We start from the raw sequence: 23,047 nt of genomic DNA, 5'->3' as shown, positions 1-23,047 counted from the left end.
TAGCAATTTGACATATGAAATTTCACATATATGATAATTCGGATATTCGAAATAAGAGATGTACCTATGACACCACTACAGCTTTTTAAATGTCTGGCTGATGACACGAGATTAAAATCGGTTTTGCTCATCAATCAACTCGAAGAAGTTTGCGTCTGTGACCTCATGGAAGCACTTGCGCTGGAGCAACCAAAAGTTTCACGCCATTTAGCCGAGCTACGTAAATGCAATATCGTACAAGGTGAACGCCGAGGACAATGGGTGTATTACCAACTTCACCCTCAACTTCCAACCTGGGCAAGCGCGATCATTAACGAAACGGTCAGCAACAACCAAGGCTATATTGCTGATGCGTTAGCAAAATTGAAGACCATGAAGCAACAATTTTCATCCTGTTAATCAAAAGAGACGTTTATGAAAGTTCTGTATATCTGCACGCACAATCGCTGCAGAAGCATTATGTTCGAAGCCATCACCAACCAGTTAGCAAAGGGTCACATTATTGCGCAAAGTGCAGGAAGTCATCCTGCCGGCATCGTACACCCGCTAGCGCTTCGCTATTTGCAGGAAAGCAACATCTCTGTCGAGGGCCTACAAAGTCAATCGTGGGAGGCCTTTGAGAACTTCAAACCTGACCTGGTGATCACGGTATGTGATGCCGCAGCTGGCGAAACATGCCCAGTCTGGTTTGGTAATTCAATCAAGATTCATTGGGGCCTGTCTGACCCTTCGCAAATTGAAGGTAGCGACGAAGCAAAAGCGCTCGGTTTTCGTGCATGTATCGCTGAAATCAAAAAACGCGTAGCCAAATTACTGGTAATTGCAGAGAAAGAACTCTCGCCAGCAGAACTAAAAGATGAACTTGCAAAGCTTACAGCGCAATAGACCCTAGGGAGCAGTTATGGGCTTGTTTGAACGTTATTTATCCGTCTGGGTTGGTCTTGCTATCGTGATCGGCATTGTTCTCGGTACGTTAGGGCCTGAAATCTTTGCAGCAATAGCTAGTATTGAATATGCACACGTGAATATTGTCATTGCCGTGCTGATCTGGCTAATGATTTACCCAATGATGGTGCAGATTGACTTTACGTCACTCAAAGATGTGGGTAAGAAACCCAAAGGTCTCGTCCTCACATTGGTCATTAACTGGTTGATTAAACCTTTTACGATGGCTTTGCTTGGCTGGTTGTTCTTTAAGGGTTTCTTTGCTGACTGGGTTGACCCACAAACGGCTAACGAATACATCGCCGGTATGATTTTGCTCGGCGTCGCACCTTGCACCGCTATGGTCTTTATTTGGAGTCAACTTACCAAAGGCGACGCGAACTACACGCTGGTGCAAGTTTCCATCAATGACATCATCATGATCTTTGCGTTTGCACCAATTGCAGGACTGTTGTTGGGGGTAACTGATATTACCGTGCCATGGGATACGCTGCTGCTTTCCGTCGTCCTTTATGTGCTTATTCCTCTGCTTGCCGGAGCAATGACACGGAAGAAACTCGAGCGGCACGATGACCCTTCGCGTTTGAATCAATTTTTAGCGACGATGAAGCCTTGGTCCATGATCGGTTTGCTTGCCACGGTGATTTTGTTGTTTGGCTTTCAAGCGGAAACCATACTGGCAAAACCACTTGCGATTGTACTCATTGCCATTCCACTGCTGATTCAAACGTACGGCATTTTTGCCATAGCATACGTTTTGGCAAAGCAGATGAAGCTACCACACAACGTCGCAGCGCCAGCTTGCATGATTGGCACCTCTAACTTTTTCGAGCTAGCGGTTGCGGTCGCCATTTCACTCTTTGGTCTGCATTCAGGCGCAGCATTGGCGACGGTCGTTGGCGTACTTGTCGAAGTGCCGGTAATGTTATCGTTAGTTTGGTTTGCCAATCGCACACGCCATTGGTTTGCCGAAAGCAAATAACTTTGACGCCTCTCCATAAAAAAGTGACTGCGACCCGGAAGTAAGCAAAAACTCTAAGGTTCGCTCTACGCTCGTAGCTGAACTCACGAAATGTACTAACAGCGTGCATTTCGAAATGGCCCTGAGCCACGTTAAACTATCCGAACAAAACCGAACTTAACCACCCAGATGCGCTGTTTGAAGATATGTTTGAACGCGAGTTTACGACCCACTACTCATACTTTTTAATTCGGTCATGGCGATACTTCGATGTACCAGATGATGATGTCATCACCTGCGCAACCGACCGTTCAATGGATTCCTTTAGTCCCTCAAACAGGGCTACCTCATTGGATTGTTTGAGGTAGTCCATAATCCCATCACTTAGCTGCTCAATAATTTCCTTGGCTTTGCGGATTCGATACTGTTTACCCTCGGCTAAGCGCATTAATGTTGCGACATCCGGAAACGCTTTACTACTTGCTAGTTTCAACGCCATTTTGTTGTCGATAGTGTCGTAAATGATGGTATGAGTGATATCGAACGGGGGCGATACATAAATGTCGCTCATATCGGGCGCGTATTGCAATGCAAAGTTCTTGAGGTGCGCATCGCCATTGCCGATCAAGCTGTTGAAAACAATGTAGCGGTAGATTTTTTCAACTTCTTCTTGGCTGTTCGTGTACAGGTGAGTCGCATGCAAAAGCGCCTCATAACTGCCAGAGTACTTTGCATCTGGATCATTTGGCTTTTTCATCAGCGTGGTGAAATCTTCATAACCGAGCCGAATGCCTTCATCGGAGATGTCGAATCGTTCTACCACGTAAGTTTCTAAATTTTCTGACAAATAGGTTTTCGGAGGAGCTAGTCCGCACCAACGGGCCGCTTCCATACAAACAAATTCATTCACTGTCAGTAACGGAAATTCGGCATCAAAGGTTTTAACAATTAAGTCTCGCTGTTCTACGGTGCGCTCTGTTGGAGTAGCTGCGCTGCGAGGCACGCTAACCTTAGGTTGGACGCCAGCCAAAGAGTTGCGTAGGTAGTATTTTTCCAGCAGTTGCGGAAATAAGGGGTCCGGACTGCTGTAGGTCAGAATATCGTTGAGTGTAACAGGCTCCGCCTCGGGCAGATGAATGTCGCTTTGGTAAGACAGCATACCGATACCCTGGCGTCCTTGCAGCGCCAAAAGGTACATATCGTTTACTTTGGCATACCTTGCTAATTTCTCGGCAATGAAGTGGCGATTAAAGCCCTCGGGCAAGTTCTGTGAGAATATTGGGTGCAATGTGCCTGAGGAGTAGCCATCCATGCCCTTTTGGGTCATGGTCAGAGATACATGCTTTGCGTCCTGAGTCGGCTGAAAATGATGCACCGATCCGTGTGTCAGCAGCCCAACCTCGGCATCATCAATGCATACGGTAATACTATTAACCCTAGTAGGTAAAACTGACTTAGTCTTCTCAGCGCTGGTCATACATCGTCCTCAGCGAAAAGCTCATTAATTTCATCCCAGTCCGGTAAACGATGTTGCTTGCGCGAAACATTAAATTGCAACTCAACGGCGTCAAGCAAGCGCTCGAAGATATCGAAAGAGCCGGTAAAGCGGCCATTTTCTATTTCGGAAATCGTCGATTTATGAATGCCTGTAATTTCTGATAGCCGCAGTTGCGTGTAACCGAGCGCTTTTCTATTTTCGCGTATTGCTTTGCCAATTTCGATTCGAGTCGCCATTTCGCCCCCAATGTTCGCTAATTAGCAAACATTGTAGTTCATGCTCAGTTACTTTGCTATATAGCGAACTATTTTTTCACCCTAAGATTGGGCGTAGTGGCCTCGGTCGTGTTTTTCCAAGCGGCTGTGCGGAACATGGACTCGTTTGCTGGTTTGTCAGTGTCACGAATATCGTCAGGGATATCTAATGCGGCCTTGGTGATGTTCAAAGCCAAACTTTCTGAATCATTCCAAACATGCGCCGGTTGATTCGATTGCTGCAGTACAGGAGGCGCTTTAGTTGTTGAGGCACAACCACCAAGCATAAGAGTTGCAGCGATGAGTGAGGCAAGCTTGAAGTTCATGTGAATTCCTTATCTAAGTAAACTGAGAAAGCAGCATTAACGTCGGACTGGTCATCTTTTACAAAAGATATACCATTTAAACATAATTAAAACTTTATGCCACACAGATGTTACTAATGAAAGGATCAAACGGTTAGGGTACAGGCAGTCTACGACTTCTAAAAAGTCACGGCACCGAACGGTAATCCCCTTACCCAATCGGTGCCGTATGCTACAAAATAACCTTACAGCGCGTTGCGCAGCATACGCAGTTCGGTGTAGTCGATAAGGCCGTCACGGTAGAGCTGATAGCCCATCATCATTTCGCATTGCGTCGGCCCGCTATAACCTAGTAAACCGCTGCTTTGCGCTTCGGCGTCACACGACGCATAGTGATCGCTAATGGCACAACCGTTGGCATCAACGTGGTTAGTCACCCCTGAGTTCACACCATCAAACCAAACCGTATCGCTCTCGACTGTCGCAAGACACTGGTCATCTGCATCGGCAACGCCGTCGCCGTCAGCGTCTTTGATAATTTCTCGGAGGGTGTGAACGTCAAAATTTACAGAGTCAATGATAGAGAAAACAACGAAAACCCCCTTCAAGATCCCCTCCTCATTTTCAAAGGTTGCCATGCGATAATCGGTTTCACTCAGGGTTTCGAAGAGCTGATAATTAGCGGTCTCAAATAAGAAAAACTGAACATGGTTTCCTTTTGACGGCGTTAGAACTTGATAGGTTATGCGCAACTTTAAGTAAACGTGTCATATCACCACCCCGACGTTAAGTTAGATTCAAATAAAACACGACAATAATACATGGTCGTAACATACGGTGATTGACGGTATGATTTAACTTTGACAAGCAAGGACAGCACAGGAAATAAAAAAACATGGAACCTGACAAAAAAGCTAATTACATTGTTCGTCACTGGCGCGGCGAACTTTCACTGGTGGTCGCATTTTGGGTGAACTTGGTACTGGTTAACGTACTGACGACCGCGGCCAGTAATGCGCTTAGCCTAAGCGGCCTCCTCGACGGCATCAGCTGGACTAGCCGGCTTTTTATTGTGGTCATCTCGCTGTTCCTTGCCGTAGTGCTAGGCGGTTGGCAAATCATCGGCACTTGGCGCAGTGCGCGACGTCACCCGTCGCGCGGCGGCGGCCGCTTTATTGCTGGGTTAGTGCAAGTGATTCTTGTCTTAAATGTGGTGTCATTAGTGGTGGGCGTGTTCCTGCTGATGACGGAAATAAAACTCGTTTTTGAAAGCCGATTTGAGCAGAACTACGTGGTGCAGGTGAGTGATGATGGCACACGTATGCACCTAGAGGGGGAGCTTGGTACTGGCATATCCGATCAGGTCATCGACCTGTTGGCCGAGCACACCAGTATTGAGGAAATCAGCTTAACCAGTATCGGCGGTGATCTCGACGAAGCACTGCGCATTGCGACAGCCCTCGCAAGTTACCAAGCGACGCATCGGTCGGTGACCACGCATGTCAATGACTATTGCGCCTCGGCCTGCACCATCGCATTTATTGCTGGTGATAAACGCAGTATCACCCGCAACGCTAGCCTCGGCTTTCATCAATTCAGTACCTATGTACCGGGCCACTACGACCGCACACAAATGCTACGACTACAGAATAAGGTGAGGAACTACTTCAGACAACGCGGTGTCACACAAGACTTCTTAAAGGTGATGTTCCAAGCCAGTGCCGATGACATGTGGTATCCACGCGACTTACAACTGCTACAGACCAAGGTGGTACACGAGGTATTGGAAAGTGAACACTCCTACCGCAAGCGCATTGTGAAGCCGGGCTAGGACAAAAGTGTTATTTGAACCAATGAGGCATTCAAATGACACCAAAACAGCTTAAAAAGTGTCAATTGATTACCAATAAAGATAAAAAGAAGTCATTTGACGCATTTAAGCCATCAAAAAACGGCACCGCGTGCGCAGATGCCGTTTTTTGATGGCTAGCCGTTAAGGCTGTTTACTTTTTCAACAGGACTGCACGAATCACGTACTGTAAAACAGCGATGAGCAAAATAAGTCCTGCAAACATATTTAAAAATCCACGCATAACTTCAATCATCGGACGTATAGAGTCGGCTGATATATTCCCTCGAGCGCCATCCGTTGGAAGCGCTGCGTACTCAAAACCAGCACCTAACAACCAAATCATTAACGCGAAAAAGGCTCCCTTCAATAAAGCTTCAGTAGGAGGCTTTTGGAACATTTCCGAAAAAAAGTTAACTTTAGATTGGCCCATAATTAATGTCCCTATCAAAATACTGATAATCAAAAATGTCAAAGAACGAGTAATTTAGCAACGGAAAAGATCAATTTAAATAGCCCGTAGTTCTGAACAATGTCAAATGACATCAAGGTCAGATTGTCCACTTCTCCGTTAGCGGTGAGCCCCCTCTAAACTAGAGTTTTCCAATAATTAGCGATACACCGAAGGTAGCAAATCACCGATACTTTCATACGGCCTTTCATCGTTGTAATCGAGCCGCCAATGCCATGCCATTTCGCGTACTTGCGAGAGTGACTCAAATAAATATGCGTCGAGAAATTCTCGCCGAATACACAATAGGCCATAGGGAGAGATTCTGGGCTTGTTTGAACGTTATTTATCCGTAATCATTGCCATTCCATTGCCGATTACATTGGGTTACAGCGCAATCACGTTCCTACAATCGAACATTACCGCGTAACTCATCTCTTAGTTGAGCCATATTGGCATAAGTGCAACGGTCACAAAGTTGATTCAAGTTTTGAGTGAATCTAAGAATACCTTCGTGCGCTGGAGAGTGAATGGCGGCACCAGTAAATCCAATTCCCTCAGGCCCGAGGTACATTTCCTCAACGCAATCGCGTATTGACTCAATTTGCTCACCCAACCCACTCGGTAGATCCAATATCGCAAATTCTAGCTTTTTAAAAATACCATATGCTTTTTCCAGTGATATTTTTGCCGACGTTTTAACTGAACAATCGTAACTTGAAGTACACGCCCCTGTTGGCGGCGATTGTCTATTATGCAAGTGGTCACGTATCACACTACAGAAGTATTTAGCTTCTCGTAATTCATGTTGTAGATCATGCCAATTCGTTAGCACTCGAACTACGGCCTTTCGTCGCAATTGTCGCTTCCACTCACCTAGTGCGAGCGCACCAACAATTAGGGCTCCCATAGATGTAATTGACGTCCAGAAGCCACTCAGGGCACCAAGCGAACTGGGTGCTCCACTGAAAATAACACCCAACATAATTCCGGCATAAAGTACGCCAGATATTCCAATGGTCCATATAAAGGCATTATGCTCTGGAAACTTCATCCATTGACTCCTTTGTTATCGAAACATCAACCGTTGCGTTTTACTGCAAAGACGATAGGCTAAATGAAGTTCGAAAGCTACGGGAATCCATAATGCTTGTGATCAGCGAAATCATTCGACGTTTTGAACAAGGTTATACTCAGCCTTTTTTATGTCGTGATGAACTTGGAGAGCTTTATGTCGTAAAAGGAAAGTCAACAACCCCAACGGGACTGGCGAAAGAGTTTATTTGTGCTCATTTAGCTACTGCATTTGAACTTCCTTTTCCCGAATTTGACCTTGCTTACGTGGATGAAGGTCTTGTTAGATACAATGATGAAGCATCATCAACACTCGGCCATGGTGAGCTCTTTGCAACCAAATACATCGAAGGCTTGCAAGAGGTCACCTACCAAACACTCGAAGCAAGTGATGGAGCAATCGCCGCGTCATTATTCGTATTTGATTGGTGGATCCGCAATGATGATCGAAACCTTTCTCAGAAGGGTGGAAATCCAAACCTTTTTTACCAGCCGGCGAATAAAAATTTCTTCGTGATAGATCATAACCTTGCATTTGATCAGAGTATTGATTTTAACGAGTTCAAGGCAAACCACCTTGGCCGAACGAGCTGGGAGCAAAAAAGAAACCTTTTCACTCGTGATGAATTTGAGCGCCGCGCGCATTTAGGATTGGATAAAATTGACGAGATCTTTGCTCAGCTCCCGGATGAATGGGCGATAACAGATGACTTTCTAGAGGAAGTCAGGCTACTATTAACATCAATTGAAGAAGACGCGTTTTGGGAGGGCATACTATGAAAACACTATGCATGTACAGCACTGTACGTTTTATGCCTTTTGCAGAAACCCAAGAGTTCGCAAATGTTGGCGTCGTCGTGTGCCTTCCTCAACAAGGTAAGCTTCTTTTTAAACTCGCTCGTAAAAAATTCCCGCGAGTCACGCAGTTTTTTGATGATATCGACGGGAAACTCTACGCTGAAGCATTGAAAATGATTGAAGCCGAGCTTATGCGCGTTCAAACCTACGCCATGGAGCATCCGGGTAAATCTACCGTCGCTATTTTCAAAGAGCTAACGCGTTTTCGCGAGGGTGTCATTTACTTTGGTAATATGGGTACAGCGCTGGTTAATGCACCTGAAGAGAAGCTTGAACGACTCTACGAGCATTATGTTCAACGTAGTTTTGCTACGCGTGAATACCGTGAGGCGATACTGGAAAAAAATATCCGCCGTACATTCAAAACGAGAGGCATTGTAGGGTTTAAACAGCAAGCTCTGAAAACGCGCTTAGGTGAGTTTAAACTGCCCTTCGTTGAACAAACGAAAGACATTACACGAGTGATTAAGCCATTGGCCTTTGATCGCAAAACGCCACTAGCAGCATTTGAACATGTGAAACAGTGGGGCGACCGACTCGCCCGGTTACAGAACGAAGCCATAGTGACCAGTGAAAATATGTTGGTAACCATGGAGCCCCCAACGCCCCCTGACTTTATGACCGCGTATGAGGATGCAACCACGATGCTCAAAGAAGAGAACATCACTTGGATCAACGTAGCGGATGATGAAGCTTTAGTTGCATTCGCACGGCAACATTAAACAGCCGTTTTAGGCACAAACAAAAAACGGCATCGCTTGCGCAGATGCCGTTTTTTGACTTCATTGATGTAAGAGAAAGCTTACTTTTGTGCTTGCGTAAGCACCTCGCGTAATACGCTACAGGTTTTCTCGATTTCAGCGTCGGTAAGCGTTGGGTGTACCAAGAACATCAGTGATGTGTTGCCAAGCTCGTGGGCAACTGGCAACGGCGTCTCAGGGCGCCAGCCAGTGTTGTCGAAAGCTTTCTCGAGGTACACTTCAGAACACGAACCTTGAAAGCAAGGTACGCCACGCGCCACCATTTCTTCAACGATGCGATCACGCGTCCAACCTTCAGCCAGTTGTTCTGGTTCAACAAAGCAATAATGCTTGTAGCAAGCGTGCTCCATGTGAGCAGGTACTGACGGCGTACGGACGACAGAAAACTCCGCACAAACTGCGGTTATGGCTGCCGTGTTGCGCTGCCGTGCAGCAGTCCAGTCAGGCATACGCTGTAACTGAATACGGCCAATCGCGGCCTGAGTTTCCATCATACGCCAGTTGGTACCAAAGCTTTCGTGTAACCAACGAAACCCTGGCGGATGCTCGCGCTCATACACCGCTTCATAGCTTTTACCGTGGTCTTTAAATGACCACATTTTGCGCCATAAGGTTTCGTCATTGGTGGTGACCATGCCGCCCTCGCCGCCGGTGGTCATGATTTTGTCTTGGCAAAACGACCAAGCGCCAATATGACCAATGCTGCCAACCGAACGACCTTTATAACGTGCGCCATGTGCCTGCGCACAGTCTTCAACCACGTAAATTCCATGCTGCTCGGCTAAGGCCATAATGGCGTCCATTTCGGCAGGACGACCGGCCAGATGCACCACGACAATCGCTTTGGTGCGCGGCGTGATCACCGGCGCAATGGTATGGGCTTCAATGTTTTGGCTCTCGCGATCGACATCAGCAAATACCGGCGTCGCCCCCGCATTAACGACCGTTGAAATAGACGCGATAAAGGTACGCGGCGTCACAATCACCTCGTCGCCCGCGCCGACACCAAGCGCTTGCAACGCCACATCGAGCGCCAAGGTACCGTTACCCATCGCAACTGCGTAGTTGCTGTCGGTATACGCCGCGAACTCCTTCTCGAACTCGCGACACTCGGTACCTGTCCAGTAGTTCACACGGTTCGACAAGATCACATCATGAACAGCCTTCGCTTCTTCTTCAGTAAACGACGGCCATGGGGAGAATGGGGTGTTTAGCATTACTTCTTCTCTAGCGGTTTGGCTGGATTTCCGACAACTACCGTTCCTGGAGCGACGCTTTTCGTGACCACGGCCCCCATACCGACAATCGCCCCTTTCCCGATCACAACTGGCTTATCTGGAGTACCCTGTTTAATGACAGCTCCAGTACCTATATAAGCATGATCTTCAATGTGGACATTGCCATTACATTTTGCCGAAGGAGCAAATGTAACGTAATCGCCAATGACGCAATCATGTGCAACGTAACTGTAGATGTTCGCGTGAAATGACTTACCAATTTTAATGTTTGAAGTAAGGGTCACAAAAGGACATAAAATAGCGCCAGCTTGCATATCAACAGCATCAAGCACAACGACATTGCTTGCCAAAACATCAATTTGAGGAATTCCAGATTCCGTCAGCTTAGCCGCCAGCTTCTCTCGTACAGAACTATTTGCGATAGCAATGCTTACCGCTCGCTCACTTACATCTTTTGCGCAGAAGTCTTCGTACGAAAGAATGGGATAGCCATTCAACTCCCCACCTGCAGCTCCATCATCAATAAAAACATAGTCAGCGTCCGGAAACTGCACGCGAACCAACGGCATGACCTCTCGGCCAAAACCACTTGCGCCATATACTCCAATTAACTTAGTCATGCTCTGAGCCCTCAAATTTTGACATTGTCGCCTCTCCCTCGGCAGATATTCCTTCTCGAACAAATACTTTTTTGACTGTTAGAAATAGAATTTTGATATCAAGCCACAACGTCCGGTTGTCGACATACCAAACATCTAATTCAAACTTCTGTTCCCAGCTAATGGCATTCCTTCCATTCACTTGTGCCCAACCAGTAACACCGGGACGAACTTCGTGACGTCGGGCTTGCTCAGGGCTATATAGCTCAAGGTATTCCATCAATAGTGGACGCGGACCTACCAAGCTCATCTCACCTTTAAGCACATTCCAAAGCTCGGGTAATTCATCTAGGCTTGTCGCTCGCAAGAAGTTACCAAACGAGGTCAACCGCTCGGCGTCTGGCAACGGATTCCCATTGCTGTCGTTGGCGTCTCGCATGGTGCGAAATTTAACCATACGAAACGGCTTACCATGCAGACCGGGGCGAACTTGCGAAAAGAAAATGGGGGAACCTAGCTTCACGCGAATCAGAATGCTCAATACAAGAATGACGGGGAACAAAGCAAGCAAGCCAACAAGTGCAGCGAAAAAATCTAAGCAACGTTTCATTCTTTAATAATTCCCATGGCTTTCAACATCGCCTTATTCACTTTATGAACATCGTATTTTTCGCAAGCAATTTCACGTGACCGTTGTCCCATCGATTCAATTAACTCTGGTTGCAGGATAAAACGTTCCATAGCAGTAACGAGCTGGTCAACAGACTTCACGTCAACCAAGAAGCCATTATCGCCATCAACCACAGTTTCGCGACAACCCGGCGCATCCGTGGTAATAACGGCACGCCCCATAGACATAGCTTCTAAAACAGAACGAGGCGTTCCTTCACGGTAACTAGGGAGAACATAGACGTGACTATTCGCGATGAACGGACGAACATCATCCACTGCGCCATGCCACTGAAGCACGCCTTCCTGTACCCACGCGTTAACTTCCTCTTCCGAGATCGCGTTTGGATTAGTATCAAGCCCGCCGACTAAATGAAACTGAGCATGAGGGTGTTTTGCACAGATTTTACGCGCGGCAGAAACATACTCTCGAATCCCTTTGTCTCCCAAAAGACGGGCAATAAGTAAGTAGTTGATGGTTGCGTTTGACGGAAAGGCAGCATGCTCATAGTTGCTGGTATCAACTCCTGAACCGTTAACCACTTCGGTTCGGATATGCTGCGGCAGAAGCCCCGTACTGGCAAACTCTTCCAAATCGTCAGGATTCTGGAAAAACACAAGCGATGCTTTCTTCAATGACGATTTGTACAGTGACTTAGCAATTTTCTGTACAAAACCGCGCAAGCCTGTTGCTTTCCCAGTGAATGCATAGCCAAGTCCTGTGATAAGAGCAACTCGCTGCTCGACCCCGACAAGACTAGCTGCTTTGAGGCCCCAAATTACGGGTTTTATCGTATAAGCTAACACTAAATTTGGTTGAACCTTTCTAAAAAGTGACATAAGGCGAATTAATCCAACCACATCATTGAGAGGATTCAGACCTGTACGCTTTATATATGCGTCATGGCAAGTAGCTCCCATTTCACAAAGATGCTTTTTCACATCGATTGATTGACTCAAGTTTGGAGCTGCAACATGGACCTCTATCTCTAGCTCAATCAAGCGTCTAATAAACGCCGCTCTAAAGTTAACCAATGAGTCAGGATAGGAGGCCAAAATTAAGGCTCTTTTTACTATGCCCCTATGATTTCTTTCAATGCGCATCATCACACTTCTCCTTTGTCAGAAGTTGCTTCTGAACCGTCTCTAAGAAAAAGCGACTCGTATGATGATTCAAAAGATAGCTACGATAAACCTCACTATAGTCTGCGTCGGATAAAATTACTTGTTGCAAAGACTCCCTCAATGATTCGACTGAAGCGTCCTCAGAAACTGTCAAGCCGGGGATTCTCCGAACCGCATCGGTGCATGGAGTTGAAAGTATACGATTGACACCGGAGGCAATCATTTCTAAAAGGACGTTAGGGAAGCCTTCCCGTTTTGAAGGGATAACCCCAATTCTGCATTGCATGAAGACAATTGTTGGGTCTTCAATTTTCCCATGAAAAACTACGGAATCTGAAATTCCTAATTCTCTCGATAACGCTTTGAGTTCTCCCAGCAATGGCCCATCACCTACAAAGTGCAACTTTAAGCGACCAATATTTTGAGCAATATCACGGTACGCCCTGAGCAACCCTTCGAAATTCTTAAGAGGTATAAACCTTCCACAAACACAAATATTGAGATTTTCTTTTATCTCAACATTGCGAGGCTTCAATTTTTTTGCCAAGGCTTCAACTCTAGGCCCCACTGGATTTGGAATCACTGAAATTTTAATTGCAGGACTGAAGCCAAGGTTATTCAATAGAGACTCTTTCATGCCATGCGTCTGACAAATAAGAAGATCATGACTTCCATATAGGTACTTATACAGTAGCTTAAAAATCTTTCGTTTAACCCCGTAAAATCGGTCGAAGATAAAAGTGGATTCTCGCCCAACTAAATAATCTACTCTAATTAATTTAAGCTTCCTCAAAAGTGATAAAACAGCATTCGTGTGGGTATGGGATGAAGCTACAACGCAAAACTTATATTGTCTGGACAGTTTCCATATATTCAAAATGGATGGTATCAAAGACATTTTCTCTGATTGATAGCCCTTCTCAATCAAAGTAAAGTTAGAACGTCTTTTTAAATGCTCCCATCCGGGTTGCCCACCTCGTGACATCGAATAAAAAATCACATTGACACCCTGTTCGACTAGCTGAGTTGCAAGGTTTTGCATTACTCTTTCCGCCCCGCCCAGGATTGATGTTGGGCTTACAAACAGAACAGACTTGAGACCACTACTTTTCATCTCGCTGCCTCGCAATCTTAATATAGTGAAAAACTCGTTCTTTGTAGTTATCGATTCCTTCTAATTGGCTATCACTAATATATTCCGCTTTAACCTTCGAGGAGTAATCCTCAAAGGAACAAATACTCTTAGCTGGGTTACCACCAAAAACGCTTCCACTAGGTATGTCCTTCGTAACTATACTTCCTGCGGCAACAATTACATTATCACCGATTGAAACCCCAGGCATAACAATGGAGTTCACACCTAAAAACACATTATTACCAATTTTAACAGGACTATACCGTTGAAACCTTTTCCCTTTATCATCAGCAATAAGACCAGTCGCGCCGTCATGAGTAAGAATCTTTACCCCGGAGGTTATAGTTACATTATCCCCCAACTGAATCAAAAACGGCTCAGAACCGAAATCTCTAATATAAATCCGGCAGTTCTCACCAATTACAACGCCAAGCCTTTTCGCCAACCATTTCCGCCCCAATAGAAGAGAGGCAGACAACATAATTAATTTACGCATGCGAGATAAAAGTTTCATGACTAGAAGACCTTACTCCGACTTCTTAAGAGATAGTTAATAGAATTTGAGCAAAGCAAAACTGTTCAGCGTGATGTGCTGGTAAAGACTGGGACAACCAATAATCCAAATAATAGCGGCGCAATCACTGACTGCTGGCGAAACCCAAGGTCACCAACAACAATATAAGGCAGTATATACACGAGCACCATTGCAATAAGAGAAGCTTTCAGTCGCCAGTTTGTCCTATTCAGCATACTCCTGAGAATGCAAAATAGCGCTATAACAGAAACCCAAAAGCTAAACACGTACCAGCCCTTAAGTATTAGGGGAAGCTCCTCTGTCAATTGAAGTGGTAATGGAGAAAGAATGAACCTAACAATCTCGTAGGGAGTGCTAATCAACAAGTGTCCAAAAGAAACCTTGCTATAAAACCCAGAAAACAATTCCCACCTTATATATAGAAAATATATGAGAATCACCATTATAAAAAAGGATAATAACTTACCCTTTTTTGTTTTGATTAAGTCTAGGTTGTAGAATGCTACGAAAACTATCAACGCAACAGCAGCGTTCAACCTAAAACCAAACAAAATAGCGATAAAAGCCATCAATAAAAGCAAACTTTTCCTACTGTTAGGTTGAATCGCATAATAAACCCCTCCAATAATACAGAAGAACATTATGTCATCGCGCATGAACGAGAGGCTAAGTATATGCATTGGTATGTAAGCAACAAAACACGCTGCTGCAAGCGCCGCCGTTTTACGGTTATACAGCCGAAAAGAAAGTTTATATACTAGGACGCTCGATGCAGCATATACGAACGACTTAATAACAAGAAGAACCAAGTAAGGATCTTCAAAAAGGAATATGGGCGCTAATAAAAAATAATAGATAAAGTGGTGACTTCCAGTGTATAAAAAATAATTGTCCCACATCCACAAAAGGCCGTTACTCTGTATTCCATGCAAAACATCTATAGACTTATAATAATAACCATATTCATCATCACCGACCAAAGGGATGAAATTATACTTATCAACTTCAAAGCCATAAAAGGCCAAGCTAATCAATAATTTCAAAGCAAGCACAAAGCAGAAAACAAAAAGAGGAGATTTAATTTTGAATATTCCTACACTCTTATGGTGTTTATTCATATTTCAAACTTTTCCTAACAGCACAAAACGAGCGCTTCCATTGAGGTTAAGACTTTTCACAGGCTTTATTTAATCCTATACAACTGCTAACGAGCACTCAGCGCTCTCTATAGATCTAATCACCTAAATATGCTTTAGCCGATTCACTGAAAAATCTCAACAATAGATTCCTTCACCAATAGCTTAATTATACTTATTATATTCCTTTAGAAGATCATCAATCATCCACTCGCGCGCATCAAATTTATCACCATGCCAGTTCAATTCGCTATCCCAATATCCCGGACAGTCGAAATAGGCTGAAATACTGAATCCATAACTGATTTCTACAATCAACGGGTTGCCATTTTTATCGTTAACAAAATCATAACTCAAACAACTTGCACGCAGTGCTTTCGAGGTTTCAAAAGCAATTTCCACGGCGCGCAGATCGATGGAGGATCGATCGTATTCAATCTTTCCGCTTCCCGATGCGCGAAAGTCGCCATCTCTCACTAGACGCTTTATCGCAAAAGCTCTATCACCAACAACTATTACGCGAGTGTCCGATTTGTTATTTGGTATGAACTTCTGAAAATATATATACCCTTTATCACGACCTTGTAGCTTCACATGTTCCTTGGGAATAAACAAGCGACCAAGGCTCCGCATCACGCTTAACAGGTTAGCTTGTCCTGATTTGTATTTACTTAACCGCTCTTTAAAGTTGCCCAGCCGGTCAAATCGAGGGATTCCCCGACCAAAAGCTTTACTAATGAGGTTTTTAGCGTCTTTTTGATTTCTAACCAATTTAACATTTGATGCTCCCGCTCCACCTGCGAGCTTAAACACAACAGGGAACTCTTGAGAGCTCATCCATTCATTAGCCTCTTTTTTGCTGTAGAATACAAAACTAGGAACAATCGGCGCACCTATCGCTTCCAAGAGGTATTTCTGCGCCACTTTGTCATCAAAATGCCACGCTGAATTATAATCAGGGAATACATTCACATTCGCGTGTTCTAAAGCGAATAAAATCCTTTTCGCAGACAAAATATCTTGGGAGTGAGCATGATGATGATGCCACAAAAAAAACGCACACCCTTCTAATTGGGAGATAAAGTCAGAATCATATGCATTAACTAATTTGAACTGAATTCCATGCTTTTGACAATATAAAATCCAAGCATCGGAAAAGCTTCCCTCTCTATGGTGGATGGCAACTTTCATTCTGAAGCTCTCTATATTATTTCAAGGCTTTTGCCTTTATAAAAATTGAAACACCTAAAATAAATCTTGTAAAGGTAATAACGAATGCAGCGCCAAGGTACCCATAATAATAAATCATAGGATACGCAATTGTTAACCCAATCAATGAACTAGTTACTGTTATGTTTCTTAGCTCTTTTTCATAACCGCGGATGATAAGATAATTTATACCATATACATTATTTAATGATAGCGAGACAACCGAAATTGACATTATTTGCAAAACGGGTACAGCATTCATAAACTCATCACCGTAAAAGAACTTAACAATTACAGGGGATGATATAAAAAGAAAACCAGCGACAAAAACTGACAAGACTAAATTTATATATGTATAAACCGCGTGCTTATCTATTCTTCTTGATAAAAATGGAAAGAATGCTTTGGATATAACATTTAGGAAACCCTGAGCAATATTTATAAACTTAGTACCAGCATCAAGTATTCCATTTGCGTGACTACCACCAACAAATGCAAGAATCACGACTGACAGACTATTATAAAGGTTTGGCATTATATTATTTACGAAAACATTCGCGCTTTTACGAATTGCAAAGGTCAAACTATTAAATGTAGGGAAGTATAGCTTTATTCTCCAATTCACTAAGATAATATACATCGCAACCACCGCTGACAAAGCATACCCAGATGCAATAAATAGAGGTTGAAGCACATAATCATCTTCATTAGTAATGAAGATAAAAAGCAGTGTAGTGAAGAGAGTCTTAGAAATCAGATCAAGTATCGTTATATACTTCATCTTTTCCATAGCTTGAAAAAGCCATATTGGGAATAAAATGTACCCCGGAAGCATAAGAAAGCTAGCAAGAAGTACCACTCTATTTTGGTAGAAATAAGGGATTAAGTAAATTGCCGCCAATAGCATCAAAAACGCTACAAGCATCAGAAGCAATTGAGCCCATATTACGTGAGAGAATATTTCTGAGACTTTTTCTCTATTCTCCCTATTTCTAGCAACATCCCGAGTAGCGGTGTAATTAAACCCCCAATCAGTGATAGTTCTAAACCAAACCATGACAGCTGCTGCAAAAGCTATTTTACCAAAACCATCAACGCCAATAGTTCGAGCTAGATAAGGTATTGTAAATAACGGAAATATGTAAGTCCCGATTTGAAGAAGGGTTAGAAAACCAAGATTTCTTGCAACAACCCTTCCTTCGTTACTTTCTTTTAGCTTTTCACCAAGTAAACCCAAATGCCACTTCATCGTAGAAACTTTATATACCAAGGCATAGCAGATTCTATACCATCTTGAATTTTAAATTCAGGTTTATAACCAAGAAGCTTAGATATCTTGCTGATATCCGCTTGGGAGTGACGAACGTCACCGTCTCGGAAGGGACGAAAGATTGCCTGTTTGCAGTAAGATACACTATTTAAGGCTAACGAGTTGCTAATAGACTGGAATAATTGGTTCAATGTTGTCCTATCTCCCACCGCAACATTATAAACTTGATTGCGAGCATCTTCGCACTCGACCGTTGCGGCTAACAAGTTTGCTTGTACGGTATTCTCAATAAAACAAAAATCTCTACTGGTATCCCCATCCCCATTGATAAAAACATCTTGGCCTTGGATCATCGCTGCAGTCCATTTTGGAATCACCGCGGCATATGCACCATCCGGATTCTGGCGTTTCCCGAACACATTGAAATATCGTAGTCCAATACAATTGAAACCGTAGGTGCGCGCAAACACATCGGCGTAAAGCTCGTTCACATATTTCGTGACGGCGTACGGCGACAATGGGTTACCAATGTTCTCTTCAACTTTTGGAAGGGCTGGGTGGTCACCATAGGTTGAGCTACTTGCTGCATAGGTGAAGCTGTCCACCTTTGCGTCTTTTGCTGCAACCAACATATTCAAAAAGCCGTCAATGTTGCTACGGTTGGTATTAATAGGGTCGTCAATGGAGCGAGGCACTGAACCGAGCGCAGCTTGATGCAATACGTAGTTCACTTTGCCAGCACTGCTATGGGTTAATACGTGGCGACAGGTATCTAAATCGCAAATATCACCTTCAACGAACTGAAAGCGCGCCCACTGCTCTTCTGATACTAATGAACGCACTTCATCAAGGTTATGCTGGAAGCCGGTCGAAAAGTTGTCGAGGCCTACGACTGACTGATTCAACTTTAGTAAGGTTTCAAGTAAGTTTGAGCCGATAAAACCGGCGACTCCGGTTACCAACCAAACTTTCGGTTCTGCTGATAGCTGCTGTTGCACTTCTTCATACTTAGTCATTTGACACTAAATCCTGATTTTTTAATTCAATTAACTTTGAAACATGTCATTTGACACATTCAAAGGCGGATATCAACGTCACCCGCATCAACAATGTATTTCAGATCATAGACCACATGTGTTGCCTTGGTATAACCACGGATACCCTCTAAGCCAAGGTTTTTGAACTGCTGATGTGCTACCGCGACCACAACACCATCATAAGTGTTGTTTTTCGGTTCCTGGGTAACCTTTACACCGTATTCACGCTGTGCCTCGTCCGCGTCCACCCAAGGGTCATACACGTCCACGTGCATACCGTACTGTTGGAACTCTTCGATAATATCGACCACTTTGGTGTTACGAATATCCGGGCAGTTCTCTTTGAAGGTTAGGCCCATAATCAGTACTCGAGCGTCTTTTACGGTCATGCCCTTTTTCAGCATTGCCTTCACGAACTCCGACGCTACATAACGACTCATATTATCGTTAATGCGACGGCCTGCCAGAATCATCTCTGGGTGGTAGCCAATGGCTTCGGCTTTGTGTGTTAAATAATACGGGTCGACGCCAATACAGTGACCACCAACAAGGCCGGGACGGAACGGTAAGAAGTTCCACTTCGTGCCGGCTGCTTCTAGTACCGCTTCGGTATCAATGCCCATACGATTGAAAATCATCGCGAGCTCGTTAATTAAAGCAATGTTCACATCACGCTGGGTATTCTCAATCACTTTTGCCGCTTCGGCCACTTTGATGCTGGCCGCTTTATGGGTACCCGCAGTGATAATCGAAGCATACAAGCTGTCAACGAAATCAGCGACATCAGGTGTTGACCCTGAGGTCACTTTCAAAATAGTCGTCACACGGTGTTCTTTGTCGCCCGGATTAATCCGTTCAGGGCTATAGCCGGCATAGAAATCTTTATTGAATTTCAACCCTGAAACACGTTCAAGCACAGGTACACAATCTTCTTCTGTTGCGCCTGGATACACCGTTGACTCATAAATAACGATGTCACCTTTCTTCAGTGTTTTACCTATGGTTTCGGAAGCCTTAATTAATGGTGTTAAATCAGGCTGTTTAAAACGATTAATAGGTGTGGGAACGGTGACAATATAGATATTGGCTTGCTCAAGCGCTGTTGCATCTGCGGTGTAGGTCAGCTGCGTAGCTAGTTGTAATTCTTCTGGCTCGACTTCGAGGGTATGGTCATGACCTTGCTTTAACTCATCAACACGCTTTTGATGAATATCAAAACCAATCGTTGGATAGTGCTTACCGAACTCTACAGCAAGAGGAAGGCCGACATAGCCCAGACCGATCACAGCTAGTTTTACGTTGTTCAAATCCATAACGTTACATCTCAAAGTTAGCGGTTCAAAGAAAATTTAGACACGCACGACAGTTAACGAAGCGGTTGTTAACTGTCGTGGTAAGGCAAAGAAAAGAAATCAGCGCTTAGTCGCTTTTATAGCTATAACCGTAGGTGTAGCCATAGCCATACCCTGCGCCAGCGCGACGCTCAACGCTGTTAAGGATAACCCCACGCACGTCAATACCATTCTGAGCAAAACGCTTCACTGTCACTTCAACTTCTTTCACTGGCGTTTCACCAAAGCGCGCAACCAGTAGTGTCGTGCCACAGTAGCGACCCACAATAGCGGCGTCCGTCACGGCCAAAATTGGCGGGGTATCAATGAGTACGTAATCGTAGTACTCATTAGCTTTCTCGAGCATTTTCGCCATCCGCGGGTGCATCATGAGCTCCGACGGGTTCGGTGCTGAGGTACCTCGTGAAATAAAGTGCATGTTCGGCACCCGGGTTTTGTGAATAACGGTCGACAGGTTGTTCTTGTCAATCGCGCCACCTTCAGGGGTTTTATCCACACTGGCCAAAAAGTCTGACAAGCCATACTGGTTCGGCAAACCTAGCGACAAGTGCATGTAGCCACGACGAATATCACCGTCAATCACCAATACTTTTTGCCCTGCTTGCGCCAATACGGCGGCCAAGTTCAAGGTCACAAAGCTCTTACCTACGCCAGGCGCTGGGCCTGAAATCATAATGGTCTTGTTCTTCGCTTCGAGCATAGCGAAGTGCAAACTGGTACGCAGGCCACGCAACGCTTCAATGGCAAGGTCTGCTGGGTCTTCTAAGGCCAAGAAAGGTAAGTCCTTACTTTCTTTGGTGCGCCCCACTAGCGAGGCTAAGCTAGCATTCATATCGCGCTGAGTCGGTGACATCGGCACTGAGGCATACACGTTAATGCCGAGCTCTTCCAGCTGCTCTGGCGACTCCACGCCACGGTTTAACGCTGCGGTCACGAATACATAGCCGACGCTCACCATGCCACCAAGCATGGTTGCTAACACCACAATCAAGCTCTTCTTCGGCGCCACCGCTTGCGGGTTCGTCACGGCTTCGTCCAAAATACGCACGTTACCCACGGTACCGGCTTTTAACACGTTCAGTTCTTGCATTCGGTTCAGTAGTTGCACGTAGATTTCTTGCGAAACTTCCACGTCACGCGCCATGCGCAACACTTCTTGCTGGGTTTCCGGCAAGCCGCCCACTTGTTCGTTAATTTGTTCTTGCTCACGCACCAACTGCTGCTTTTGCTCCATCAACGACTGATAGGTAGGGTGCTCTTTGGTGTACAAACGTGATAGCTCTTTCTCTTTCAGTTCGAGCTCGTTCAAGCGTTTCTCAATTTCCACCACACGGGTTAGCAGGCTTTCGGTTTCAATGGTCAAATCCACCGACTGACTCTCTAAGCGGTACTTATTCAGTTTATCTTCCGCTTCGGTCAGGTTTTTCCGTACTTCCGGCAATTGGCGTTCAATAAACGACAAGCTGTTCTCTGCTTCAGCAGCGTTACGACGTATATTTTGCAGCATGTACTCTTGTGCAATCGCATCCAGCACACGTTCGGCATAACGGCGGTCTTTATGTTGGAAGCTGGCGGTCAAAATACCGGTTTGCTTGCCACGCTCGCCCACCGACAAGCCCGACTGCACGCTTTTAATGACACGCAACCGATTGGCCTTCACCAAAGTAAAGGTGTTGGTGTCAGGCAACTGCACATCTGAAATCAACAGTAAGAAATCTTCACTGCTGGCGAGGGTACCCACTTGCCCTTCCAGCAATAGCTCACCGTTTTCATCCACTAAGGTAAAGCTACTTTCGTCGTCTGCAAATTCCAGTGTTAACGGACGCCCTTCATAGGCGGCGGGCACGGTAAACTGCCCAAGCACCACACGATCAGTGGCAGGTGTGCGACGCGCTAGCCATTCACCAATCACCGGCATGTATTCTGGCGTGACTTGGTGGGTCAGCTGTAATTGGTCCACCACCGAGCCAATCACCATACGCGACTTCATGATCTCGATTTCTGTGGCAGCTTCGCTGTCCGAGGTAAACATCTCGCCAAATTCGCTACCTAGTGCAGGCAAGCCACTCGATTTTTTCTCAACTTGCAGGAGCGCGTCCGCTTGATAAATCGGTGTTGAAAGTACGGCGTAGAGCACGCCGAACACCATGAACACAAAAGTGACACTGACAATCAGCCAGCGGCGGTCCAGCAGCAGCCCAAACAAACGCCCGAGATCAATCTCGTCGTCATCACGGCGGGTGGAAGTTGGCGTGTTCACAGTTTTGTTTTCCATTCGTTACAGCTCTTCTCTATTAGTTCATAAACGTGTTGGTACACTTCGTCACTACGGCGGTACGGGTCAGGAATATCCTTTCCTCCTAACCAGTGGCCCAATAACATGGTTTTTGCCAGAGCTTCAGGATAGCGCTGGCCAATGTAGTGGCGTTGCTCTTGGTCCATCACCAGAATTAAATCATTGGCAGCAACAATCTCACGGGTTAACTGCCGTGCTTCGTGCTTGGGAAAGCTATGGCCATGTTGCTCGGCAATGCTACGCGCTTTAGCGTCCATGTCCCAGCCCACACCATCGCGCACCATCGCGGTAATGCCAGCACTCGATACCGATTTTTCCGGTAAAGCTTGTTGTAGCATGAAGTGTGCGGTAGGTGAACGGCAAATGTTGCCAAGACAAACGACGAGGATTTTATCAAACATTAGTTTCGTTATTCGTTAATCGTTATTCGTTAAGGCATTCGTACGCTTGCCGTAGTTATAGCGCAGCGTACAAATGCCGAATAACGTTG

At 45.1% G+C, this 23,047-nt stretch carries 25 protein-coding genes and 1 pseudogene; 6 read left to right on the top strand and 20 right to left on the bottom strand.

Annotated features, from left to right (window positions below; all coding sequences use genetic code 11):
- Nucleotides 1-66 precede the first annotated feature (66 nt).
- From G535_RS0108305 to arsB, 3 genes are read left to right on the top strand one after another with little or no spacing between them, the layout of a single operon-like run.
- Complete coding sequence (locus G535_RS0108305; protein ID WP_026861643.1) at nt 67-399, top strand: metalloregulator ArsR/SmtB family transcription factor; 333 nt, start codon at nt 67-69, stop codon at nt 397-399.
- 15 nt (nt 400-414) lie between these two features.
- A complete protein-coding gene (locus tag G535_RS0108300; protein WP_026861642.1) occupies nt 415-885 on the top strand; it encodes an arsenate reductase ArsC in 471 nt (156 codons plus the stop codon).
- Between the two features lie 16 nt (nt 886-901).
- Nucleotides 902-1,927, top strand: coding sequence for an ACR3 family arsenite efflux transporter (gene arsB, locus G535_RS0108295; protein WP_026861641.1), 1,026 nt, complete (start codon nt 902-904; stop codon nt 1,925-1,927).
- 211 nt (nt 1,928-2,138) lie between these two features.
- On the opposite strand, the gene G535_RS0108290 is transcribed toward arsB, so the two are convergent.
- The 4 genes from G535_RS0108290 to G535_RS0108275 form a co-directional block, all read right to left on the bottom strand.
- A complete protein-coding gene (locus tag G535_RS0108290; RefSeq protein ID WP_026861640.1) occupies nt 2,139-3,383 on the bottom strand; it encodes a type II toxin-antitoxin system HipA family toxin in 1,245 nt (414 codons plus the stop codon).
- Nucleotides 3,380-3,640 carry a helix-turn-helix domain-containing protein gene (locus G535_RS0108285; RefSeq protein WP_026861639.1) on the bottom strand — a complete coding sequence of 87 codons (261 nt, stop codon included), beginning with the start codon at nt 3,638-3,640 and terminating at the stop codon, nt 3,380-3,382. Before G535_RS0108285 ends, G535_RS0108290 begins: the two co-directional genes overlap by 4 nt.
- A gap of 68 nt (nt 3,641-3,708) precedes the next feature.
- On the bottom strand, nt 3,709-3,984 hold the full coding sequence (locus G535_RS0108280) for a hypothetical protein (RefSeq protein WP_026861638.1): 276 nt from the start codon (nt 3,982-3,984) through the stop codon (nt 3,709-3,711).
- Nucleotides 3,985-4,208: 224 nt separating this feature from the next.
- Nucleotides 4,209-4,601 (bottom strand): hypothetical protein, encoded by a 393-nt coding sequence (locus G535_RS0108275; RefSeq protein ID WP_126775151.1) that lies wholly within the window; start codon nt 4,599-4,601, stop codon nt 4,209-4,211.
- 257 nt (nt 4,602-4,858) lie between these two features.
- Between G535_RS0108275 and G535_RS0108270 the strand changes: the two genes are divergently transcribed.
- Nucleotides 4,859-5,794, top strand: a complete 936-nt coding sequence (locus G535_RS0108270) for a COG3904 family protein (RefSeq protein ID WP_026861636.1) — start codon at nt 4,859-4,861, stop codon at nt 5,792-5,794.
- A gap of 172 nt (nt 5,795-5,966) precedes the next feature.
- Here G535_RS0108270 and G535_RS0108265 read toward each other — a convergent pair whose 3' ends face one another.
- The 3 genes and pseudogenes from G535_RS0108265 to G535_RS0108260 all read right to left on the bottom strand — a co-directional run bounded on the left by G535_RS0108265 (nt 5,967) and on the right by G535_RS0108260 (nt 7,317).
- Nucleotides 5,967-6,245, bottom strand: coding sequence for a hypothetical protein (locus tag G535_RS0108265; RefSeq protein ID WP_026861635.1), 279 nt, complete (start codon nt 6,243-6,245; stop codon nt 5,967-5,969).
- Nucleotides 6,246-6,422: 177 nt separating this feature from the next.
- Nucleotides 6,423-6,560 (bottom strand): annotated as a pseudogene (locus G535_RS14095) (integrase core domain-containing protein); the annotation flags it as partial.
- 109 nt (nt 6,561-6,669) lie between these two features.
- Nucleotides 6,670-7,317 (bottom strand): hypothetical protein, encoded by a 648-nt coding sequence (locus tag G535_RS0108260; RefSeq protein ID WP_026861634.1) that lies wholly within the window; start codon nt 7,315-7,317, stop codon nt 6,670-6,672.
- A 92-nt stretch (nt 7,318-7,409) separates the two neighbouring features.
- Here G535_RS0108260 and G535_RS13275 point away from each other — a divergent pair, with 92 nt between their 5' ends.
- Nucleotides 7,410-8,117 carry a HipA family kinase gene (locus G535_RS13275; RefSeq protein ID WP_026861633.1) on the top strand — a complete coding sequence of 236 codons (708 nt, stop codon included), beginning with the start codon at nt 7,410-7,412 and terminating at the stop codon, nt 8,115-8,117.
- The gene (locus G535_RS0108250) at nt 8,114-8,917 is read left to right on the top strand and encodes a DUF3037 domain-containing protein (protein ID WP_026861632.1); all 804 of its coding nucleotides are present in this window, start codon (nt 8,114-8,116) and stop codon (nt 8,915-8,917) included. The genes G535_RS13275 and G535_RS0108250 overlap by 4 nt, the downstream gene beginning before the upstream one ends.
- An 80-nt stretch (nt 8,918-8,997) precedes the next feature.
- On the opposite strand, the gene G535_RS0108245 is transcribed toward G535_RS0108250, so the two are convergent.
- The 13 genes from G535_RS0108245 to G535_RS0108185 form a co-directional block, all read right to left on the bottom strand.
- Nucleotides 8,998-10,173: a DegT/DnrJ/EryC1/StrS family aminotransferase gene (locus G535_RS0108245; RefSeq protein WP_026861631.1), complete on the bottom strand. Its 1,176-nt coding sequence runs from the start codon at nt 10,171-10,173 to the stop codon at nt 8,998-9,000.
- Nucleotides 10,173-10,814 carry an acetyltransferase gene (locus tag G535_RS0108240; RefSeq protein WP_026861630.1) on the bottom strand — a complete coding sequence of 214 codons (642 nt, stop codon included), beginning with the start codon at nt 10,812-10,814 and terminating at the stop codon, nt 10,173-10,175. Before G535_RS0108240 ends, G535_RS0108245 begins: the two co-directional genes overlap by 1 nt.
- Nucleotides 10,807-11,403, bottom strand: coding sequence for a sugar transferase (locus tag G535_RS0108235; RefSeq protein ID WP_026861629.1), 597 nt, complete (start codon nt 11,401-11,403; stop codon nt 10,807-10,809). Before G535_RS0108235 ends, G535_RS0108240 begins: the two co-directional genes overlap by 8 nt.
- Nucleotides 11,400-12,569, bottom strand: coding sequence for a glycosyltransferase family 4 protein (locus G535_RS0108230; protein ID WP_241970450.1), 1,170 nt, complete (start codon nt 12,567-12,569; stop codon nt 11,400-11,402). The genes G535_RS0108235 and G535_RS0108230 overlap by 4 nt, the downstream gene beginning before the upstream one ends.
- On the bottom strand, nt 12,556-13,701 hold the full coding sequence (locus G535_RS0108225; RefSeq protein WP_034727932.1) for a glycosyltransferase: 1,146 nt from the start codon (nt 13,699-13,701) through the stop codon (nt 12,556-12,558). The genes G535_RS0108230 and G535_RS0108225 overlap by 14 nt, the downstream gene beginning before the upstream one ends.
- Nucleotides 13,691-14,236: an acyltransferase gene (locus tag G535_RS13270; protein ID WP_034727930.1), complete on the bottom strand. Its 546-nt coding sequence runs from the start codon at nt 14,234-14,236 to the stop codon at nt 13,691-13,693. The genes G535_RS0108225 and G535_RS13270 overlap by 11 nt, the downstream gene beginning before the upstream one ends.
- A gap of 65 nt (nt 14,237-14,301) precedes the next feature.
- On the bottom strand, nt 14,302-15,375 hold the full coding sequence (locus G535_RS0108215) for a hypothetical protein (RefSeq protein WP_026861626.1): 1,074 nt from the start codon (nt 15,373-15,375) through the stop codon (nt 14,302-14,304).
- Nucleotides 15,376-15,558: 183 nt separating this feature from the next.
- Nucleotides 15,559-16,584 carry an ATP-grasp domain-containing protein gene (locus G535_RS0108210; RefSeq protein ID WP_026861625.1) on the bottom strand — a complete coding sequence of 342 codons (1,026 nt, stop codon included), beginning with the start codon at nt 16,582-16,584 and terminating at the stop codon, nt 15,559-15,561.
- Nucleotides 16,585-16,600: 16 nt separating this feature from the next.
- On the bottom strand, nt 16,601-17,851 hold the full coding sequence (locus G535_RS0108205; protein ID WP_034727928.1) for a flippase: 1,251 nt from the start codon (nt 17,849-17,851) through the stop codon (nt 16,601-16,603).
- Nucleotides 17,848-18,888 carry an NAD-dependent epimerase/dehydratase family protein gene (locus G535_RS0108200; protein WP_026861623.1) on the bottom strand — a complete coding sequence of 347 codons (1,041 nt, stop codon included), beginning with the start codon at nt 18,886-18,888 and terminating at the stop codon, nt 17,848-17,850. The genes G535_RS0108205 and G535_RS0108200 overlap by 4 nt, the downstream gene beginning before the upstream one ends.
- A 59-nt stretch (nt 18,889-18,947) precedes the next feature.
- Nucleotides 18,948-20,222, bottom strand: a complete 1,275-nt coding sequence (gene tviB, locus G535_RS0108195) for a Vi polysaccharide biosynthesis UDP-N-acetylglucosamine C-6 dehydrogenase TviB (RefSeq protein ID WP_026861622.1) — start codon at nt 20,220-20,222, stop codon at nt 18,948-18,950.
- A gap of 106 nt (nt 20,223-20,328) precedes the next feature.
- Nucleotides 20,329-22,536, bottom strand: coding sequence for a polysaccharide biosynthesis tyrosine autokinase (locus G535_RS0108190; RefSeq protein WP_034727925.1), 2,208 nt, complete (start codon nt 22,534-22,536; stop codon nt 20,329-20,331).
- Nucleotides 22,518-22,958 carry a low molecular weight protein-tyrosine-phosphatase gene (locus G535_RS0108185; protein ID WP_026861620.1) on the bottom strand — a complete coding sequence of 147 codons (441 nt, stop codon included), beginning with the start codon at nt 22,956-22,958 and terminating at the stop codon, nt 22,518-22,520. Before G535_RS0108185 ends, G535_RS0108190 begins: the two co-directional genes overlap by 19 nt.
- Between the last annotated feature and the right edge of the window lie 89 nt (nt 22,959-23,047).

It is taken from the genome of Pseudidiomarina sediminum DSM 21906, from assembly GCF_000423165.1.
Taxonomy (GTDB): domain Bacteria; phylum Pseudomonadota; class Gammaproteobacteria; order Enterobacterales; family Alteromonadaceae; genus Pseudidiomarina; species Pseudidiomarina sediminum.
The sequence above is the reverse complement of the archived record's forward strand: the minus strand, read 5'-3'. Positions and strand labels throughout refer to the sequence as shown.

What these genes read in the sequence shown, in the direction of transcription:
- G535_RS0108265 (WP_026861635.1), bottom strand. Translation starts at nt 6,245, where the DNA reads ATGGGCCAATCTAAAGTTAACTTTTTTTCGGAAATGTTCCAAAAGCCT.
- arsB (WP_026861641.1), top strand. Translation starts at nt 902, where the DNA reads ATGGGCTTGTTTGAACGTTATTTATCCGTCTGGGTTGGTCTTGCTATC.
- G535_RS13275 (WP_026861633.1), top strand. Translation starts at nt 7,410, where the DNA reads ATGCTTGTGATCAGCGAAATCATTCGACGTTTTGAACAAGGTTATACT.
- G535_RS0108280 (WP_026861638.1), bottom strand. Translation starts at nt 3,984, where the DNA reads ATGAACTTCAAGCTTGCCTCACTCATCGCTGCAACTCTTATGCTTGGT.
- G535_RS0108235 (WP_026861629.1), bottom strand. Translation starts at nt 11,403, where the DNA reads ATGAAACGTTGCTTAGATTTTTTCGCTGCACTTGTTGGCTTGCTTGCT.
- G535_RS0108245 (WP_026861631.1), bottom strand. Translation starts at nt 10,173, where the DNA reads ATGCTAAACACCCCATTCTCCCCATGGCCGTCGTTTACTGAAGAAGAA.
- G535_RS0108230 (WP_241970450.1), bottom strand. Translation starts at nt 12,569, where the DNA reads ATGATGCGCATTGAAAGAAATCATAGGGGCATAGTAAAAAGAGCCTTA.
- G535_RS0108250 (WP_026861632.1), top strand. Translation starts at nt 8,114, where the DNA reads ATGAAAACACTATGCATGTACAGCACTGTACGTTTTATGCCTTTTGCA.
- G535_RS0108200 (WP_026861623.1), bottom strand. Translation starts at nt 18,888, where the DNA reads ATGACTAAGTATGAAGAAGTGCAACAGCAGCTATCAGCAGAACCGAAA.
- G535_RS13270 (WP_034727930.1), bottom strand. Translation starts at nt 14,236, where the DNA reads ATGAAACTTTTATCTCGCATGCGTAAATTAATTATGTTGTCTGCCTCT.
- G535_RS0108185 (WP_026861620.1), bottom strand. Translation starts at nt 22,958, where the DNA reads ATGTTTGATAAAATCCTCGTCGTTTGTCTTGGCAACATTTGCCGTTCA.
- G535_RS0108305 (WP_026861643.1), top strand. Translation starts at nt 67, where the DNA reads ATGACACCACTACAGCTTTTTAAATGTCTGGCTGATGACACGAGATTA.
- G535_RS0108275 (WP_126775151.1), bottom strand. Translation starts at nt 4,601, where the DNA reads ATGGCAACCTTTGAAAATGAGGAGGGGATCTTGAAGGGGGTTTTCGTT.
- G535_RS0108260 (WP_026861634.1), bottom strand. Translation starts at nt 7,317, where the DNA reads ATGAAGTTTCCAGAGCATAATGCCTTTATATGGACCATTGGAATATCT.
- tviB (WP_026861622.1), bottom strand. Translation starts at nt 20,222, where the DNA reads ATGGATTTGAACAACGTAAAACTAGCTGTGATCGGTCTGGGCTATGTC.
- G535_RS0108190 (WP_034727925.1), bottom strand. Translation starts at nt 22,536, where the DNA reads ATGGAAAACAAAACTGTGAACACGCCAACTTCCACCCGCCGTGATGAC.
- G535_RS0108300 (WP_026861642.1), top strand. Translation starts at nt 415, where the DNA reads ATGAAAGTTCTGTATATCTGCACGCACAATCGCTGCAGAAGCATTATG.
- G535_RS0108240 (WP_026861630.1), bottom strand. Translation starts at nt 10,814, where the DNA reads ATGACTAAGTTAATTGGAGTATATGGCGCAAGTGGTTTTGGCCGAGAG.
- G535_RS0108225 (WP_034727932.1), bottom strand. Translation starts at nt 13,701, where the DNA reads ATGAAAAGTAGTGGTCTCAAGTCTGTTCTGTTTGTAAGCCCAACATCA.
- G535_RS0108290 (WP_026861640.1), bottom strand. Translation starts at nt 3,383, where the DNA reads ATGACCAGCGCTGAGAAGACTAAGTCAGTTTTACCTACTAGGGTTAAT.
- G535_RS0108210 (WP_026861625.1), bottom strand. Translation starts at nt 16,584, where the DNA reads ATGAAAGTTGCCATCCACCATAGAGAGGGAAGCTTTTCCGATGCTTGG.
- G535_RS0108270 (WP_026861636.1), top strand. Translation starts at nt 4,859, where the DNA reads ATGGAACCTGACAAAAAAGCTAATTACATTGTTCGTCACTGGCGCGGC.
- G535_RS0108215 (WP_026861626.1), bottom strand. Translation starts at nt 15,375, where the DNA reads ATGAATAAACACCATAAGAGTGTAGGAATATTCAAAATTAAATCTCCT.
- G535_RS0108205 (WP_034727928.1), bottom strand. Translation starts at nt 17,851, where the DNA reads ATGAAGTGGCATTTGGGTTTACTTGGTGAAAAGCTAAAAGAAAGTAAC.
- G535_RS0108285 (WP_026861639.1), bottom strand. Translation starts at nt 3,640, where the DNA reads ATGGCGACTCGAATCGAAATTGGCAAAGCAATACGCGAAAATAGAAAA.